The following is an 18,284-nucleotide window of genomic DNA, read 5'->3' on the forward strand; positions in this document are numbered from 1 at the left end:
ACGGGCAGTCAAAAAATAGCTTAGGCTTACCTAAGCTGACATACCGGGGGGTACCGGTGTGCCCAGATCGCCGTCGTCCAACGGGAGTTCCCACACCATGCGTCACCACCAGGTCGAGCTTGTTCCCGCCGCGCTGCCGCTGCTCGCCGCCCAGGCGGGAATCCTGTACGCGCAGGAGCTCGACCCCGGCAACCCGGTCTACAACACCGGTGACTGCGTGGAGATCGACGGCCGCCTGGACGAGGACCTCTTCGAGCGCGCCCTGCGCCACACCACGGCCGAGGCGGAGACCCTCTCCCTCCTGGCCGTCGCCGGGGACGCCGGAACGGACCCCACCCAGCGCATCGCGCCCGCGGAACCCGCCCTCCACCGGATCGACCTGCGCACCGCGGCGGACCCCCGCGCCGAGGCCGACGCCTGGATGCGCGCCGACCTCGACCGCCCCGTCGACCTCACCGAGGGCCCCCTGGTCACCCAGGCCCTCCTGCGCGTCGCCGACGACCGCTACCGGTGGTACCAGCGCGTCCATCACTTCGCCGTCGACGCCTACGCCCTGACCCTCATAGGCCGCCGCGTCGCCGAGGTCTACACCGCCCTCGCCGCGGGCCGGGAGCCCTCCGCCAACCCCTTCGGCACCCTCCGCGAGCTCGTCGACGACGAGGCCGCCTACCGGACCGGCGAACACCTCGCCGCCGACCGTGACTTCTGGCGCGAGCGCCTCGCCGGCCGGCCCGACCCCGTCTCGCTCTCCACCGGCCCCGCCGCCCCCGCGGGCACCGTGCTGCGCCGCACCGGCACCCTCCCCGCGGGCACCATGGACCGCCTGGACAGGGCCGCCGACGCCGCCAAGGCCACCTGGGCCGAGCTCCTGATCACCGCCACCGCCGGATACCTCCACCGCGTTTCCGGCGCCCACGACATCGTCCTCGGCCTGCCGCTGATGAACCGTCGCGGGCCCGCCGCCCTGCGCACCCCCGCCATGACCGTCAACGTCATGCCGCTGCGCATCGCCGTGCACCCCCACGACACCGGCGCCGCGCTCCTGCGCCGCGTCGTCCTCGAAGTGCGCGCCGTCCGTCGCCACCAGCGCTACCGGCTGGAGGACCTCCGCCGCGACCTCCAGCTCCCCGGCACCGCGCAGCCGCTCTTCGGGCCGATGGTCAACATCAAGGCGTTCGAGGGCGACCTCGACTTCGGCGGGCTGCCCGGTGCCGTCCGCAACCTCGCCGCCGGGCCCGTCGACGACCTCGCCGTGGCCGCCACCCCGGCCCCCGACGGCTCCCTGCGGCTCGGCCTGGACGCCAACCCCGCCCGCTACGACGACGCCTCGCTCGCCGGGCACGAACACGCCCTCCTCCGCTACCTCGACGCGCTCACCGGCCTCCTCATCGAAGACCCCGCCCGGCCCGTCGGCACCATCGACCTCCTCGACGCCGAGGAGGTCCACCGCGCCACCGCCGGACGCGCCGAGCCCGCCGTCACCCGCACCCTGCCCGAACTCTTCGCCGCACAGGCCGCCCGAACCCCCGACGCCGTCGCCGTACGGAGCCGCGGCGAAGCCCTCACCTTCGGCCGCCTCGACGAGCGCGCCAACCGCCTCGCCCACGAACTGCGGGCGGCCGGCGTACGGGCCGAGACCCCCGTCGCCCTCGCCCTGCCCCGCGGCGCCGACACCGTCGTGGCCCTGCTCGCCGTCCTCAAGGCGGGCGGCGTCTGCCAGCCCCTCGACCTCGGCCACCCCGAACAGCGCCTCGCCGCCGTCCTGGAGGACACCCGGCCCGCCTGTGTCGTCGGCACCGCCGACGCGGTGGCCGGACTGCCCCCGCACTCCATACCCACCCTGCTCCTCGACGACCCGGCCACCCGCGCCCGGATCGACGCCCGGCCCGCCACGGCGCCCGACGCGCCCGCGCTCGGCCAGGCCGCGTACATCATCCACACCTCCGGCTCCACCGGCCGCCCCAAGGGCGTCGTCGTCACCCACGCCTCGCTCGCCAACCTCCACGCCGGACACGGCACCGACCACATCGCGCCCGCCGTCGCACGCGCCGGCCGGGACCGGCTGCGCGTCGCCCACAGCGCCTCCTTCGCCTTCGACGCCTCCTGGGACCCCGTCATCTGGATGGTCCACGGCCACGAGCTGCACCTCCTCGACGACGCCGGCTACCGCGACACCGCCGCCCTCGCCGCGTACGTCCACGACCACCGCATCGACTACCTGGACGCCACCCCCTCCTACGTCGAGGCCCTCCTCGCGGAAGGCCTGCTGGACGCCGGCCGGCACCGCCCCGCCACCGTCGTCGTCGGCGGCGAGACCGTGCCGGAACCGCTGTGGCGGCGCCTCGCCACGACCGAGGGCCTCAACCCCCTGAACCTCTACGGGCCGACGGAGACCACCGTCGACGCCTACTCCTGGGTGCCCGGCGCGGACGGCACCGCAGTCGGCAGCCCCGTCCGCGCCTCCCGGGCGTACGTCCTCGACACCTCCCTGCGCCCCACCCCGCCCGGCGTCACCGGCGAGCTCTACATCGCCGGGGCCTGCCTGGCCCGCGGCTACCTCGGCCGCCCCGACCTCACCGCGGAACGCTTCACCGCCGACCCCTTCGGCGCCCTCCACGGCGAGCCCGGAGCCGCCATGTACCGCACGGGCGACCTCGTGCGCCGCCGCCCCGACAACACCCTCGAATTCCTCGGCCGCGCCGACGACCAGGTGAAGATCCGCGGCTTCCGCGTCGAACTCGGCGAGATCCAGGCCGCGCTGGCCGCGCACCCCGCCGTCGGCCGGGCCGCCGTGATCGCCCGCGACACCGCGCACGGCAAGCGCCTGCTCGGCTACGTCGTGCCCGCCGACGGCACCGGCCCGGCCGACCCCGACACCCTGCGCGCCCACCTCGCCGACCGGCTGCCCGCCCACATGGTGCCCGCCGCGATCGTCACCCTCGACGCCCTGCCGCGCACCGCCAACGACAAGCTCGACCACCGGGCCCTGCCCGACCCCGAGCCCACCACGGGCACCGGCCACCGGGCGCCGCGCACCCCGCGGGAAGAGCTCGTGTGCGCCCTCTTCCAGGACGTCCTGGCCCTGGACACCCCGCCCTCCGCCGACGCCGACTTCTTCGAACTGGGCGGCCACTCGCTGCTCGCCGGGCGCCTGGCCTCCCGCGTCCGCGACGCCGTCGACGAGAACTTCCGCCTCGCCGACGTCTTCGCCAACCCCACCCCCGCCGGCCTCGCCGCCCACCTGGACGACACAGCCGCCGCCGAGGAGCGGCCCGCGCTCCTGCCGGTGCCCCGCACCGACCGGATGCCGCTCTCCCCGGCACAGAAGCGGCTGTGGTTCATGCACCGCCTCGAAGGCCCCAGCCCCACCTACAACATCCCCCTCCTCCTCACCCTCTCCGGCCCCCTGGACCAGGACGCCCTGCGCCTCGCCCTCCGCGACCTCACCGACCGCCACGAGACCCTGCGGACGGTCTACCCCGCCCTCGACAACGAGCCCCACCAGCGGATCCTGACCCCCGGCCAGGCACACCCCGAGCTGCACGTCGAGCCCCTCACCGCCGACCTCACCGAGGCCGTGCGCCACTGCTTCGACCTCGCCGCCGAACCCCCGCTGCGGGTCACGCTGTTCAGCGGCGGCGGCGACCGCCACACCCTGCTGCTCCTCCTCCACCACATCGCCGGTGACGGCGCCTCCACCACCCCCCTCGCCCGCGACCTCGCCACCGCCTACGCGGCGCGATCCCGGGGCCGCGCCCCCGAACTGCCGCCCCTGCCCGTGCAGTACACCGACCACACCGCCTGGCAGCAGCGCCTCCTGGGCACCGCCGACGCCCCCACCCCGCTGGCCACCCGGCAGCTCGACCACTGGAAGCAGGCCCTCGCCGGCCTCCCCGACCAGCTCGAACTCCCCACCGACCGGCCCCGCCCCGCCGTCGCCTCCTCCGCGGGCGACACCGTCCCCTTCCACCTCGACGCCACCGCGCACGCCGCCGTCGAGGCCCTGGCCCGCGAGAGTGGCACCAGCGTCTTCATGACCGTCCAGGCCGCCCTCGCAGCCCTCCTCACCCGCTACGGCTGCGGCACCGACATCCCCCTCGGCACCCCCGTCGCCGGGCGCGACGACGACGCGACCGCCGACCTCGTCGGCTTCTTCGTCAACACCCTCGTCCTGCGCACCGACACCTCCGGCGCCCCCACCTTCCGCACGCTCCTCGACCGCGTCCGCACCGGCACCCTGGCCGCCTTCGCCCACGCCGACCTGCCCTTCGACCGGCTCGTGGAGGAGCTCAACCCGCCCCGCTCCCTCGCCCGGCACCCCCTCTTCCAGGTGATGCTGGCCTGGCAGTCGCTGCCCGACGGCGAGTTCACCATGGCGCCCGGCCTCACCGCCCGCACCGGGGCGATCCCCTCCGGCACCGCCAAGTTCGACCTCACCCTCAACGCGGGGGAGCGGCCCGGCGGCGGCATCACCGGCTTCCTCGAATTCCGCACCGACCTCTTCGACCGCGCCACCGCCGAGGCCCTCGCCACCCACCTCGCCCGGCTGCTCACCGCGGCCGCCGCCGACCCCGACACCCCCATCGGCCGGCTCCCGCTGCTCGGCCCCGAGGAACAGCACCGCTGCCTGGTCGAGTGGAACACCGGCACCCCCGCACCCGAGCCGTCCAAGCAGACGCTCGTGGAGCTCTACGAGGACGCCGCCCGCCGCCACCCCGGCCGCACCGCCGTCACCTGCGCGGGCGGCACACTCGACCACGCCGCGCTGTCCGCCCGCGCCAACCGCCTCGCCCGCCTGCTGGCCTCGCGCGGCATCGGCCCGGACTCCGTCGTCGCGCTCGCCCTGCCCCGCTCCCTCGAACTCGTCGTCGGCCTGCTCGCCGTCGCCAAGTGCGGTGCCGCCTACCTCCCCCTGGACCCGGACTACCCCGCCGACCGGCTGGCCTACATGCTCCAGGACGCGTCCCCCGCCGCCGTCCTCACCGACACCGCGACCGCGGGCCGCATCCCCTCCCACGACCTGCCGACCGTCCTCGTCGACGGCACCGACGCCGACGCGTACGCCACCACCGACCTCGCGGCGGAGGAACGCACCCGCCCGGTGCGCCCCACCGACACCGCCTACATCATCTACACCTCCGGCTCCACCGGCCGCCCCAAGGGCGTCCCCGTCACCCACCACAACGTCGCCCGGCTGTTCTCCGCCACCGACCAGTGGTTCGGCTTCGACGAGCACGACGTGTGGACGCTCTTCCACTCCTACGCCTTCGACTTCTCCGTCTGGGAGCTGTGGGGCGCCCTGCTGCACGGCGGCCGGCTCGTCGTCGTCCCCCACCTCGTCAGCCGCGACCCGGCCGCCTTCCTACGGCTGCTCGCCGACGAGCGCGTCACCGTCCTCAACCAGACGCCCTCCGCCTTCTACCAGCTCATGGCCGCCGACAAGGAGAACCCCGGCACCGAACTTGCCCTGCGCTACGTCGTCTTCGGCGGCGAGGCCCTCGAACTCGCCCGCCTCGCCGACTGGTACGACCGCCACGCCGACGACGCCCCCACCCTCGTGAACATGTACGGCATCACCGAGACCACCGTGCACGTCTCCCACATCGCCCTCGACCGGGCCAAGGCCGCAGCGGGCGCGTCGAGCACCATCGGCGTCAACATCCCCGACCTGCGCGTCTACGTCCTCGACCGCTACCTCCAGCCCGTGCCGCCCGGCGTCACCGGCGAGATGTACGTCGCGGGCGAGGGCCTGGCACGCGGCTACCTCGGCCGGCACGCCCTCACCGCAGAACGCTTCGTCGCCGACCCCTTCGCCCACCTCTTCGGCGAGAGCGGCACCCGGATGTACCGCTCCGGCGACCTCGCCCGCCGCCGCCACGACGGCAACCTCGACTACTTCGGCCGCGCCGACCACCAGGTGAAGATCCGCGGCTTCCGCATCGAACTCGGCGAGATCGAGGGCGTCCTCGCCGACCACCCGGACGTCGCCGACACCGCCGTCGTCGTCCGCGAGGACGCCCCCGGCGACAAGCGCCTCGTCGCCTATGTCGTCCCCGCCGCCGACACCACCCCGGCCGCCCTGCGCGAGCACGCCGCCGCCGGACTCCCCGCCCACATGGTGCCGTCCGCCGTCGTCCTCCTGGAGCGGCTGCCGCTCACCGCCAACGGCAAACTCGACCGCAAGGCCCTCCCCGCCCCCGACCTCACCGCCGCCGTCACCGAGGGCCGCGCCCCGCGCGGACCCCGCGAGGAACAGCTCTGCGCCCTCTTCGCCGACGTCCTGGGCCTGCCCCGGGTCGGCGTCGACGACAACTTCTTCGACCTCGGCGGACACTCGCTGCTCGCCGTGCGCCTCGCCGGCCGGATCAAGGCGGCGCTCGGCGCCGACGTCGGCATCGGCACCATCTTCCAGGCACCCACGGCCGCCGCCCTGGACACCGCACTCGAAGCCACCGACCGCACCGACGAACTGGACGTGCTGCTCCCGCTGCGCCCCGCCGCCGAAGGCGACCGGGCCCCCCTCTACTGCGTCCACCCCGCCGGCGGCCTCAGCTGGTGCTACGCCGGGCTGATCCGCCACCTGCCCGCCGACGTGCCGATCTACGGCCTCCAGGCACAGGGCGTCGGCCCGGCCACCGCGGGCGAGCCCCTGCCGCGGACCCTGGAGGAGCTCGCCGCCCACTACGTCGACCGGCTCCGCGAGGTCCAGGCCGAAGGCCCGTACCGGCTGCTCGGCTGGTCCACCGGCGGCATCATCGCCCACGCCATGGCCACCCGCCTGCAGGACCTCGGCCACGAGGTCGAGACCCTCGCCATCCTCGACGCCTACCCTGCCGAGGGCTTCCGCGAGCTGCCCGTGCCCGACCAGGCAGAGGCCCTCGAAGCCCTGCTCGCCATGGGCGGCTACGGACCGGACAGCCTGGAGGGCAGGCCCTTCGAACTCGCCCACGTCACCGAGGTGCTGCGCCGCGAGGGCTCCCCGCTGGCCAGCCTCGACGACACGCGCATCGAGGCGCTCAACGCCACCTACCTCAACACCAACCACCTGGTGCGCGCCTTCGACCACCGCGTCTTCCACGGCGACGTGCTCTTCTTCCGCGCCACCGTCGACACCATCGACGACGAGCTCACCCCCGACACCTGGGCTCCGTACGTGACCGGGCGGATCGACAACACCGACGTCGCCTGCTCGCACAAGGACATGACCCTGCCCGCCCCGATCGCACACATCGCCCGCGTCATCGGCGACCACCTTCGGAACCTGGAGAACTGACCCCATGAGCGACGCACCCACCAACCCCTTCGACGGCGACGGAGAGTTCTACGCCCTCGTCAACGACGAGGGCCGGCACAGCCTGTGGCCGGGGTTCGCCGCCGTGCCCGGCGGCTGGACCATCGCCCACGGCCCCTGCGAGCGGCAGACCGCCCTCGACTGGATCACCGAGCACTGGACCGACCTGACCCCGGCAGCCCGGTGAGGGGCATACCGCCGCGCATCGCCGTCGTGATCGTCTACACGGCGGCGATGTGCATGAACGGGCTCGACTCCACCATCGTCAACCCCGCGCTGCTCACCATCGCCCGGGACTTCGGCGAACCGGTGTCGGCCGCCAACACCGTCGAGGTCGCCTTCCTGGTGGCGCTCGCCGTCGCCCTGCCCGTCGCGGGCTGGCTCGGCGACCGCTTCGGCACCAAGAGGGTCTTCCTCGGCGCGCTCACCGTCTTCACCGCGGCCTCCGCCGCCTGCGGCCTCGCCCAGGGCCTGACCGCGCTCGTGCTCGCCCGGGTCGTCCAGGGCATCGCGGGCGGCCTGCTCACCCCCGTCGGCATGACCCTGCTCTTCCGCGCCTTCCCGCCGCACGAGCGGATGAAGCTGTCGAAGGTGCTCATCGTGCCGACCGCCCTGATGCCGGCGCTCGGCCCGCCCCTGGGCGGCTTCCTCACCGAACACCTCTCCTGGCACTGGCTGTTCTTCGTCAACGTGCCGATCGGCGCGGCCGCCGTCCTGCTCGGCGTGCTCGGGCTGCGCGAACAGGTGGAGGGCACGGCGGGCGGCTTCGACCGCACGGGCTTCCTGCTCGCCACCCCCGCGCTCGGGCTCCTCACCTACGCGCTGGGCTTCGGCCCGGCGCACGGCTGGACCTCCCCGGGCATCGCCGTGAGCGCGGCCCTCGGACTCGTCCTCCTCGCTGCGGCCTGCGTCCACCAGCTCCGGACGGCCGACCCGCTGCTCGAACTGCGGCTCCTCGCCGACAAGGTGTTCGCCTCGGCCACCGTCCTCGCCCTCGTCACCTCCGCCGGGCTGATGGGCGTCCTCTTCGCCTTCCCGCTGCTCTACCAGGCGGCGCTCGGCGCCTCCGCCCTGGACGCGGGGCTCAGCGTCTTCCCCGAGGCACTCGGCCTGATGCTGGCCTCGCAGGCCGTCGACCGGCTGCTGCCGCGCCTCGGCCCCCGGCTGCTCGCCGCGCCCGCCCTGATGCTGGCCACGGCCGTCTTCGCCGCCCTCGCGGTGCCGGGGGTCGCCGAGCACGCCTGGGCCGTACGGGCCCTGATGTTCTGCGTCGGACTCGTGCTCGGCACGGCCGTGCTCACCGTCCAGATCGCCGGGTTCGCGGACGTGCCGCCCCCGGCCATGGGCCAGGCGATGGGGCTGTTCACCATCGTCCGCACGCTCGGCGGCGCGCTGGGCATCGCCGTCACCGCGGCCGTGATCTCCGCCGCGGGCGGCTCCGACGCGCACGACGCGACCCCCGGGCCGTACCGGGCGGCGATCCTCACGACGGCGGGACTGGTCGCGCTGGGGACGCTGTGCGCACTCCGGCTGCCCAGGGAAGCCCCCGCCCCGCCGTCCTTCGACGACGAGCCGGAGGATCTGGAGGCCCGGGCCGCGGCCTGATCCGCGGGACTTTCCGCGGCCGGCGCGCTCAGCCGCGCGCCGGCCGCGGACCCAGCAGCCCGGCGAGCCCCGCGGCGAGCCCGCCACGCCAGCAGGCGTAGTCGTGGCCGCCGTTGAACTCCTCGTACGCCACCTCGTAGCCGCGCGCCCTGAGCACATCGCGCAGGTGCCGGTTCTGGGGGAGCAGCATCCACTCCTGCAGCCCCACCTCCAGCCGGAAGCGGACCGGCAGCCTCTCGCGCAGCGCGTACTGCCGGGTCAGCCACTCGCTGCCGCTGTCGAACTCGGTCCCGTCGGGCCACCAGAAGGACCCCGACTGCGACAGCGCGTTCCCGAACCGCTCCGGCCTGCGGAACGCCGCGAACGCCGCCGTCAGCCCTCCCGCGCTCTGCCCCGCGACGACCGTGCGCCCCGGATCCGCCGTCACGCCGTACCGCTCCGCGGCCCACGGCAGCAGCACGTCCGCCAGCCAGTCCACGAACTTCTCGCTGCAACTGAGGTCCGCCATCCGCCGGTCCCGGCCCATGGTGTCCACCAGCAGCGCGACCGTCGGCTCGACGGCCCGCTCCGCGTGCAGGTTGTCCAGCGTGTCGCCGAAGCCCAGCACGGGCCCCCACATCTCGCCGTCCAGCACCACGGCCACGGCGTACGGGCCGCTCTCCGCGCCCCCGTGACCGGCGGGCAGACACACCGTCACCCGCCTCCCGTCGACCTCCGCCGCCACCCGCTCGCCCCGCGCCACGTCCGTGCGCGGCAGCGCCCAGGGCTGCGCGGGCGCGTCGGGGAGCTCCAGCACGGACGACGGGTGACGGCCGTCGCGCGACGGCAGCGGGGGGCGGGTGCTCAGCGGGTCGGGCACGGCCGAGTCCAGCACGCGCAGCCACGCCGGACGGTCCGTCCGCAGCGTCTCCTCGCGGGGCCCGTGCGCCACGAAGAACTGGTACGCGGCCCGGTGGTCGGCCCGCAGCCGGTGGCCGATCGCCCACACGTCGGTGCCGGGCACCCTGGCCATCAGATGCGGGCTCAGGTCATGGGCGTGCCGGTCCTTGTCGGTGACCGTGTGCAGCAGGGCCAGGACGTCGGTGGCGGGCCGCCGGGGATCGTCCCGCCGGAGAAAGGTGACGAGGCGGTAGGAGGGGTCGGTGGCGTCGGGCTCGACGAGGGGTGTGCCGGTCGCCGCGGCGCGCTGCCAGAAGTCTTCGAGGGCGTGCGGCCTGCCCTGTCGAACGGCTTCCGCGAGCTCGCGGAGTATCGGGCTCTGCATCTCCATGGCTCCTCTGTTCCTGTTGAACGTCGTTGGGGAGGAGTCCGCCGCATTCCCGTCCTCGCCGCCTCTTTCCCCCGGCCACCTCCCCCGGAGGTGCCCCCCAAGCCGCCAACAGTACATATCAATTAGGCTAGCCTTACCTTATGACTCTGTCGCAAGTGGGCCCCCCGGAGGTGCGGTCCGTCCGCCAACCGCCCCGGACGGGGCGCTCGCACGGGAACCGGGCCCTCCTGGCCGCCACCGCCGCCCTCGCGCTGGCCGTCCTCGTGCTGACGGCCCTCTCGTTGTCCGTGGGCGCGGGCGAGGTCGGCCCCGGCGACGTCCTGGACTACGTCCTGGGGCGCAACGGCGCGCGCGACAGCTCCCGTCTCTCCCTGGTGGTCGGCGACCTGCGGATCCCGCGTACGCTCACCGCCCTGCTCGTCGGCGCGGGACTCGGCACCGCCGGCTGCCTGCTCCAGGCGGTCACCCGCAACCCGCTCGCGGAGACGGGCCTGCTCGGCGTCAACGCGGGCGCCTCGCTCGGCGTCGTCGCGGGCATCATCCTCCTCGGCGTCCAGAGCAGCTACGGCTATCTGCTGTGGGCCTTCGGCGGCGCGGTGCTGGCCAGTGCGCTCGTGCTGCTCATCGCGGGCCGCCGGGGCGGGGGTTCGCCGATGCGGCTCGTGCTCGCCGGGTCCGCGCTGGGCGCCACGTTCGGCGGCGTCACCAGTGTGCTGATCGTGAACTCCGCAGAGGCGTACGACCGGTTCCGCTTCTGGGTGCTGGGGTCGCTCGCGGGCGTCGAGGGCTTCGGGAAGCTCGAGGCACTCGTGCCCGTGCTCGCCGTGGGCTTCGTCGTGGCGCTGCTGATCGCCCGCCCGCTGTCGGCGCTGGCGCTCGGTGACGACCTCGCCCGTGGCCTCGGCCACCGGCCGGGCGCCGTCCGCGTGGTGGTGGCCGTGGCGGTCACGCTGCTCACCGCCTCGTCCGTGGCGCTCGTCGGGCCGATCTCCTTCCTCGGGCTGCTCGCCGGCTTCCTCGCCCGTGCGATCACCGGCCCCCGGCTGCTCCCGCAGATCGGGCTCGCCGGGCTCATCGGGGCGGGCGTGCTGACCGGGTCCGACATCCTCGCCCGGGTGGTCTCCCGGCCGTTCGAGGCGCCCGTCTCCGTCATCATCGCCCTCTTCGGCGCGCCCGTCCTGATCGGCATCGTCCGCTCCGAGCGGCTGGGCGCGATGGGCATGACGGACCCCGCCACCGCCGAGAGCGCCCCGCCCGGGCGCCGCCTCGTCCCCGCGCTGCCGCGCCCGCGCCCGTCCGGGAAGCGGGCCGAGAGCCTGGTCGTACGCCGCGGCGTCCTGTCGTTCCTCGTGCCGCGCCGGGCGGCGGCCGCCGGACTGGCCCTGGCCGCGCTGCTGGTGGGGGCCGTGGTCCTGTCCGCGTACGCGGGGCAGAGCGAGATGGGGCTCGGCCGTACGTTCAGCGCGGTCTTCGGTTCGGGGGACCGCTTCGACGTGCTGCTGGTGCAGAAGTTCCGCCTCGGCCGGATCGTCGCCGGGCTGGCCGCGGGCGCGGCCCTCGGCCTCGCGGGCTGCCTGACCCAGACGCTCGCCCGGAACCGGCTCGCCACCCCCGAACTCCTCGGCGTCAACGACGGGGCCACCGCCGCCGTCCTGCTGTCCGCGACGCTCAGCGGCACGTTCGGCGCCTGGTGGGCCGGCCCGGTCGGCGCGCTCGCCGCCGTCCTCGTCGTCACCACCGTCTCCGGCGGCCTCGGGCAGCGCGGCTACCGCGTCCTCGTCGTGGGCCTGGCCATGTCGGCGCTCGCCTCCGCCGTCACCCAGGTCGTGCTCTCCCGACGCTCCCTGAACTCCGCGAGCTCGCTCTACGTGTGGACCTCGGGCAGCCTCAACGGCCGCAGCTACTCCGTGGCCGTGCCGGTGCTCATCGGGCTGGCCGTGCTCGTCCCGCTCGCCCTCGTCGTCGCCCGGCAGCTCAACGTGCTGCGCTTCGACGACTCCACGGCGGCGTCGCTGGGCGTCGCGCCGGGACGGGTGCGGCTGGTCTGCATGCTGCTCGCGGTGGGTCTCGCGGGGCTCGCGGTGGGCATCTGCGGGCCGGTGGGCTTCGTGGCGCTGGCGTCACCGGTGATCGCGGGGCGGCTCACGGGGCCGCTGCGGGTGCCTCTGCTCTCTTCCATGCTGGTCGGCTCCGCCCTGGTCGTCCTGGCGGACACGGTGGGGCGTGTGGTGCTGGACGGTGTGGAGATTCCGGTGGGGATCGTGACGACCGTGCTGGGCGGGCCTTTCCTGCTCTGGGTGCTGCTGGGCCGGTCGGCGGCGACGCGCGTCTAGCGCCGGCTCGGTGGCCGGTCCGGGCGGGCGCAGGCCCCGGCTCCACCGCGGTGGGCACCCGCCGAAGCCTGTGGTTCCGGCCGGGGGTTGCTCCCGGGGAAACGCGATATCAGATGGCCGCGCCCTCTCGCCGTCAGCACTTCAAGGCCCCATCACCCGTTAGTGGTGCGGATTTCGCCACGTGAGGCGACGGGTGCAACGATGCGCTCGCCCGAACCGACTATCAGAGTAACTGGAGCCTGAATGCAGCGATGTGGGGGAGCATCGGCCGGCCGCTGGGGAGCGGCGATGATCGCGTCGGCCACGGCCGTCGTCCTCGCGCTCCCGGCGCCCATGGCGGAGGCCGCCGGCGCGAGCGGCCCGCCGAAGGTCGCCGCGAAGGGCGCGTACCTGCTCGACAGCGGCGCCAACAAGCAGTTGTGGGCCAAGGAGGCGGACACCAGGCGGCAGATGGCCAGCACCACCAAGATCATGACGGCGGTCGTGGTGCTCGACGCGCACGGGCTGGACCTCGACCGGCAGATCGCCGTCAAGCAGTCCTACCGCGACTACGTCGTACGCACCGGAGCGAGCACGGCCGACCTCCGCACCGGCGACAAGCTGACGGTCAGGCAGCTGCTCTACGCGCTGATGCTGCCGTCCGGCTGTGACGCCGCCTACGCGCTGGCCGATTCCTTCGGCAGCGGTGACGACGAGGCGGCGCGCACCCGTTCGTTCATCTCCATGATGAACGAGAAGGCGTCCGAGCTCGGGCTGAGCCGCACCACCTACGACTCCTTCGACGGGATCTCCTCCCGGGGCGGCAACCTCACCACCCCCCGCGATCTGGCGAAGCTCTCCCGGCACGCGCTGGGCAACCGCACCTTCCGCGAGGTCATGGGCGCCCTGAACACCCAGCAGAAGGCGACCAACGTCAACCGCCTCTACACCTGGTACAACACCAACAAGCTGCTCGGCTCCTACAAGGACGTCATCGGCATCAAGACCGGCACCACCTCGGCCGCCGGCCCCTGTCTGGTCTTCGCCGCGCAGCGGCGCGGCCGCACCGTGGTCGGGGTGATCCTCAACGACGGCCCCGGCCGCTACCCCGACGCCGCCAGGATGCTGGACTATGCCTTCGGCAAGCACACCGAGCTGAACCTCCGCAAGCTCCCCCCGATGGCCCGCGAGGACTGAGGCCACCCGCGCCACGGCGACCCGAAGAGCCCGGACCCCCGACAGGAGGTCCGGGCTCTCCGCATGTGGGGCCTTGTGTGAGTGTCCGTCACATCCCAGGAACCGGCACTGTTTTGTACCTGAACGAGTGAACCGTCGGACGGGAAGTGCCGGATGCCGAACTCCCCGGCACGCAGGGGGAGATAGAGTCCTTCCTGTCCGGAAACGGACATCGGACCCCCGCGTTCGCCGACGGTTGTACCGGACCGCACCGCCGCGCGCCGGGGCCCGCCACCCCCACCCCGACTCCTCGGCACGTCGCCGCCCACCCCTGCGGCCTTCGCATGCCCATGGGCCCTGCCCAAGAACGGGAGCGCACCCCCACCACTTCGTCCGCCGAACCCTGGAGGCGCCATGTCCGCCCGAACCGAGCCCCGGAACAGCCCGCGAGCCCACCGGCCACGGGCCGTCGCACCGAAGCCCCAGGAAATCGCGGCGAGTGGCGCGCCGGAGGCACGATGACGGTCATCAAACGGCGGACACCACGCGCGATCCCCGTCTCGGCGAGCGAACTGCTGCTGTTCGGCGGCGCCTTGCGGTGCGACGCGCCGTTCACGAACCATGAACGGCCCCTGCTGAGGCTCACCTTCCGGTCGATGGCGCGGCAGTTCCCGGCCATGGTCGGCACCGTCGCCAAGGCCGCCTGGCGCGAGGACCCCGCGGCGCTGCTCACCCTGCTGGGCGCCGAGCTGGGGCAGGGCGCCGCCCGCGCCTTCGGACTGGTGGCCACCAACCAGGTGCTCGTCGTCCTCTTCGCCGCCGGGCCCACCCCCGAGCGGATCCACCGCGCGCTGCCCGCCCTCCTGGCCGTCACCGCGGTCACCGCGGCCTCCGCGCTGCTCGCCTCGGTCTCCGTGGCCGCCGCCGGGCAGCTGGAGCCCAAGGTGGAGCGGGTGTGCACCGCCCGCTTCTACCGCACCGCCGTCCGGGTGGAGCTCGCGACGCTGGAGAACAAGGACTTCCACCGCAAGCTCGACGCCGGCCGCTTCGGCACCGACTCGGTGCGGATGATGCTCGGTTCCTCGGTGCTCGTCGTCAACGCCCTGATCGGGCTGGTCTCCGCCGCCGGCGTGCTGGCCCTGCTGCACCCGTCCCTGGTGTTCATGCTGCTGCTGATCGCGGCGCCCAAGGGCTGGGGCGCGGTGGTCTCGGCCCGCCGTCAGTACGCCTCGCGGCACGCCTGGATCGAGCACCGGCGCGCCATCTCCGTCATCACCTCCACGCTGACCAGCCAGGACTCCGCCGCCGAGATCCGCGTCCACGGCGCGGGCCGGATGCTCGTCGACGCCTATGACGACATGGCGGCCACCATGGAGAGGGAGCAGCAGCGGCTGGCCCGCGCCCAGGCGGCCACCCAGAGCGCGTCCTCGGCGCTGTCCGGGCTGGCGGCCGTCGCCGCGTACGGCGTGCTGTGGCTGCTGCTGGCCTCCGGCGGAGTGCCGCTGGCCGTCGCCGGCACCGCCGTGATCGCCGTACGCTCCTCCGGTGCCGGCCTCACCTCCCTGGTGATGCAGGTCAACCGCCTCTACGAGGAAGCCATGTACCTGAGCGACCTGGAGGACGCCTGCCGGACCGCCGAGCGCCACGCCATCCCCTCCGGCGGGACGCCGCTGGCGGCCGGGGTGAAGGAGATCAGGCTCGACAAGGTCTCCTTCGTCTACCCCGACACCACCGCCCCGGCGCTCTACGAGGTCAGCCTGGCCATCCCGCCCGGCAAGGTCGTCGCCCTGGTCGGCGCGAACGGCTCCGGCAAGACCACGCTCTCCAAGCTGGTCGCCGGGCTCTACCTGCCGACGTCGGGGTGTCTGTCCTGGAACGGCGTCGACATCCGGGAAGCCGACCGCGACCAGCTCTTCGACCAGGTCGCCGTCCTGTCCCAGGACTTCCCCCGCTGGCCCATGACCGCGCGGGCCAATGTCCACATCGGCCGCTCCGGGCAGCCGCTCGACCAGGACCTCATCGACCGCGCGGCCGCCGACGCCGACGCGGCCGACGTCGTCAAGTCCCTGCCGCACCAGTGGGACAGCCTGGTGATCAAGGGCTTCGAGCGCGGCACCCAGATCTCCGGCGGCCAGTGGCAGCGGCTGGGCAGCGCACGGGCCCGCTACCGCCGCGCCCCCCTGCTCATCGTGGACGAACCCACCTCCGCGCTGGACCCGAAGGCCGAGGCGGAGGCGTTCCAGTCGCTGCGGACGCTGACCGACGAGGGCACGACCGTCCTGCTGATCACCCATCGGCTGGCCGCGACCGCGACCGCCGACCTCATCTACGTCCTGGACCGCGGGCACCTCGTGGGCGAAGGCACCCACGAGGAGCTGATGGCCGTCGAAGGCGGGCTGTACCGCTCGATGTACGAGCTCCAGGCCGCCCAGTACGGCATCGAGCCCGCTCCGCGATCCGTCCCCGACCCCGCCAGGCGCAATGGTTCCCCGCATGCACAGCCCGCCCAGGCCTGACGGCCGCACCGACGCCCCGTCCCCGCCCCGGTCTTCGCACCCCGCTCCGTCCCTGCCGCACCCCAGGTCCCCGTCCGACCCACCGTCCCCCTCCGCCCAACCGCCCTTGCCCGCGGCCCGGTCCGCGCCCGCGTCCCAGGCTCCGCCGTCCCCGCCTTCGCCGCCCCGGCCGGACCGGCCGCCCTTGGGGCCGCTGGCGAGCACCTTGCGCGATGTCTTCGGGTGCCTCGGTGTGATCACGGCCGCGGTTCTCATCTCCTTCCTCTGCGTTCACTTGAGCCACGCGTTTCCCGAACTCTCGGCCAAGTGAACGGAGTCCGGCGTCGGTCAATACCGGCCAAGAGGCCGCATGGCCGACGCCGACTCTGGCGGAGCCGTGTGCCGCCTCCTACCATTCGAACGCTCCCGTCCCCACGGGTCACCTCAGGGCGTGTCTTGTCATGATCATGCCCTGAAATGTTCAGTTCTCATTCATTCCGTTTCCGGAATCCGTCGCCGGTGTCCGGCCGGAATGCAGCCGCTCGGTCCAGGACAACGATTGGAGAGCCATGCCCGCCGGTCTTTTCGCAGGGGCAACGATCGCGGCGCTGTTCAGCGCGCCGTTCTCCACGTACGGCCCCTCGGTGATCGTCAACCCGCCGCCGGACAAGATCGTGATCGAGATAGCGACCGTCAACGGCTCGGGCTGTCCGCAAGGGACCGCCGCCGTGGCCGTATCGCCCGACAACACCGCCTTCACGGTCACCTACAGCGACTACCTCGCCCAGGTGGGCGTCGGGTCCAAGCCCACCGACGCGCGGAAGAACTGCCAGCTCAACCTGATCGTCCACGTACCGCAGGGCTTCACCTACGCCATCGCCAGCGCGGACTACCGCGGCTACGCCCAGCTGGAGAACGGAGCGACCTCCTCCGAGAAGGCGTCGTACTACTTCCAGGGGCAGTCCCAGACCGTCCCCAGCATCCATAACTTCAAGGGTTCCTACGCCGACAACTGGCAGGCGACCGACAAGGTCGACGTCGCCGCGCTGGTCTGGTCGCCGTGCGGCGAGCAGCGCAACTTCAACATCAACACGGAGCTGCGCGTCAACGCCGGGACCTCGGATCCGACCAAGACCACCAGCTATATGACCATGGACTCGACGGACGGCGACCTCAACACCGTCTACCACCTGGCCTGGAAGGAGTGCCCGAAGTAGGCACGGCTTCTGTGAGGGGCGGCGGGCCTGCCGGGCGCGGGCCCGCCGCCCCGGGCGCGGGCCGGGACTTTACGCCGCACACAACCGATGCCACCTGCGGAAATAGCACTCCGCATGGCCTTGGTCACATTATGGGTATAGACCTCTGGAGAAAAGCGCGCGAATGTGGGGGGAACCACCGCGAAGACCAGCGGCCCGAACCCGCCCCCGCAGGACCGTCCCGGCGTCGGAGACACCTCCGTCCAGCGCCCTTCGCGCTACCTCGATTGCCATTGAGTCAGATGCCTGCAACCAGCCGCGACACCGTGAGTTCCCCGCACATGGCCGACGCCGCTGCCGGCGTCCCCGACCCGGTCACCGCTTGGGCGGCCTCCCCGCCGCACGGCCTCCGGTCCCCCTGGGCCACCGGGATCCCCCTGTGCATGCACAGCCCGCCCGCGCGGCGGCAGCCGCACTATCCGCCGCCCCACCCCTCCCGCGCGATCTCGCTGCCCGCGACCGTGCGGTCCGTGGCGGCCGCCCGCCGGTTCTCGGAAGGGCTGCTGGCCGAATGGGGGCTGCACGAGCTCGCCGGGGACACCGCGCTCCTCCTCTCCGAGCTGGTCACCAACGCCGTGGTCCACGTGCCCGACGCCGCCGGTGACATCGAGCTCGCGCTGACCCGGGCGCAGGGTCACCTGATCGCGCAGGTCACCGACACCGGCGGGCACCTCCCGCGCTGCGGCGAGGCGGGCCCGGACAGCGAGAACGGGCGCGGGATGTGGCTCGTCGAGCAGATCGCCACGCGCTGGGGCCACCGGCCCTCCGCCCGTGGCAAGACGGTCTGGTTCACGCTGGCCCTCCCCGCACCCGCCCGGTAGACCGCTCCCGGCAGCACCTCCTCCCCACGTCCTCCACGGCTTGCGGGCGAACGCGCCC

General features: G+C 73.6%; 9 protein-coding genes. 8 read left to right on the forward strand and 1 reads right to left on the reverse strand.

Annotated features, from left to right (window positions below; all coding sequences use genetic code 11):
- The first annotated feature begins 97 nt into the window (after nucleotides 1-97).
- Genes DXZ73_RS34290 through DXZ73_RS34300 form a run of 3 tightly spaced genes read left to right on the forward strand, consistent with a single transcriptional unit; the run spans nucleotide 98 to nucleotide 8,896 of the window.
- Nucleotides 98-7,273 carry an amino acid adenylation domain-containing protein gene (locus tag DXZ73_RS34290; protein ID WP_116214829.1) on the forward strand — a complete coding sequence of 2,392 codons (7,176 nt, stop codon included), beginning with the start codon at nucleotides 98-100 and terminating at the stop codon, nucleotides 7,271-7,273.
- Between the two features lie 4 nt (nucleotides 7,274-7,277).
- Nucleotides 7,278-7,478 (forward strand): MbtH family protein, encoded by a 201-nt coding sequence (locus tag DXZ73_RS34295; protein WP_116214830.1) that lies wholly within the window; start codon nucleotides 7,278-7,280, stop codon nucleotides 7,476-7,478.
- A 47-nt stretch (nucleotides 7,479-7,525) separates the two neighbouring features.
- Entirely contained in the window at nucleotides 7,526-8,896 is a 1,371-nt protein-coding gene (locus tag DXZ73_RS34300; protein ID WP_116216068.1) for a DHA2 family efflux MFS transporter permease subunit, read from the forward strand.
- Nucleotides 8,897-8,924: 28 nt separating this feature from the next.
- On the opposite strand, the gene fes is transcribed toward DXZ73_RS34300, so the two are convergent.
- Nucleotides 8,925-10,160 (reverse strand): enterochelin esterase, encoded by a 1,236-nt coding sequence (fes, locus tag DXZ73_RS34305; RefSeq protein WP_116216069.1) that lies wholly within the window; start codon nucleotides 10,158-10,160, stop codon nucleotides 8,925-8,927.
- A gap of 146 nt (nucleotides 10,161-10,306) precedes the next feature.
- Here fes and fhuB point away from each other — a divergent pair, with 146 nt between their 5' ends.
- The 5 genes from fhuB to DXZ73_RS34330 all read left to right on the forward strand — a co-directional run bounded on the left by fhuB (nucleotide 10,307) and on the right by DXZ73_RS34330 (nucleotide 18,226).
- The gene (gene fhuB, locus DXZ73_RS34310; protein ID WP_116214831.1) at nucleotides 10,307-12,499 is read left to right on the forward strand and encodes a Fe(3+)-hydroxamate ABC transporter permease FhuB; all 2,193 of its coding nucleotides are present in this window, start codon (nucleotides 10,307-10,309) and stop codon (nucleotides 12,497-12,499) included.
- Between the two features lie 243 nt (nucleotides 12,500-12,742).
- Nucleotides 12,743-13,675 carry a serine hydrolase gene (locus DXZ73_RS34315; RefSeq protein ID WP_116214832.1) on the forward strand — a complete coding sequence of 311 codons (933 nt, stop codon included), beginning with the start codon at nucleotides 12,743-12,745 and terminating at the stop codon, nucleotides 13,673-13,675.
- A gap of 497 nt (nucleotides 13,676-14,172) precedes the next feature.
- Nucleotides 14,173-16,170, forward strand: coding sequence for an ABC transporter ATP-binding protein (locus tag DXZ73_RS34320; RefSeq protein WP_116214833.1), 1,998 nt, complete (start codon nucleotides 14,173-14,175; stop codon nucleotides 16,168-16,170).
- 548 nt (nucleotides 16,171-16,718) lie between these two features.
- Complete coding sequence (locus DXZ73_RS34325) at nucleotides 16,719-17,366, forward strand: DUF4360 domain-containing protein (protein ID WP_116214834.1); 648 nt, start codon at nucleotides 16,719-16,721, stop codon at nucleotides 17,364-17,366.
- A gap of 281 nt (nucleotides 17,367-17,647) precedes the next feature.
- The gene (locus tag DXZ73_RS34330) at nucleotides 17,648-18,226 is read left to right on the forward strand and encodes an ATP-binding protein (protein ID WP_162890440.1); all 579 of its coding nucleotides are present in this window, start codon (nucleotides 17,648-17,650) and stop codon (nucleotides 18,224-18,226) included.
- Nucleotides 18,227-18,284: the final 58 nt, after the last annotated feature.

The organism is Streptoverticillium olivoreticuli subsp. olivoreticuli, assembly GCF_003391135.1.
In the GTDB taxonomy this organism is placed as follows: Bacteria; Actinomycetota; Actinomycetes; order Streptomycetales; family Streptomycetaceae; genus Streptomyces; species Streptomyces blastmyceticus.

What these genes read in the sequence shown, in the direction of transcription:
- DXZ73_RS34290 (WP_116214829.1), top strand. Translation starts at nt 98, where the DNA reads ATGCGTCACCACCAGGTCGAGCTTGTTCCCGCCGCGCTGCCGCTGCTC.
- DXZ73_RS34295 (WP_116214830.1), top strand. Translation starts at nt 7,278, where the DNA reads ATGAGCGACGCACCCACCAACCCCTTCGACGGCGACGGAGAGTTCTAC.
- DXZ73_RS34300 (WP_116216068.1), top strand. Translation starts at nt 7,526, where the DNA reads ATGTGCATGAACGGGCTCGACTCCACCATCGTCAACCCCGCGCTGCTC.
- fes (WP_116216069.1), bottom strand. Translation starts at nt 10,160, where the DNA reads ATGCAGAGCCCGATACTCCGCGAGCTCGCGGAAGCCGTTCGACAGGGC.
- fhuB (WP_116214831.1), top strand. Translation starts at nt 10,307, where the DNA reads ATGACTCTGTCGCAAGTGGGCCCCCCGGAGGTGCGGTCCGTCCGCCAA.
- DXZ73_RS34315 (WP_116214832.1), top strand. Translation starts at nt 12,743, where the DNA reads ATGCAGCGATGTGGGGGAGCATCGGCCGGCCGCTGGGGAGCGGCGATG.
- DXZ73_RS34320 (WP_116214833.1), top strand. Translation starts at nt 14,173, where the DNA reads ATGACGGTCATCAAACGGCGGACACCACGCGCGATCCCCGTCTCGGCG.
- DXZ73_RS34325 (WP_116214834.1), top strand. Translation starts at nt 16,719, where the DNA reads ATGCCCGCCGGTCTTTTCGCAGGGGCAACGATCGCGGCGCTGTTCAGC.
- DXZ73_RS34330 (WP_162890440.1), top strand. Translation starts at nt 17,648, where the DNA reads ATGCCTGCAACCAGCCGCGACACCGTGAGTTCCCCGCACATGGCCGAC.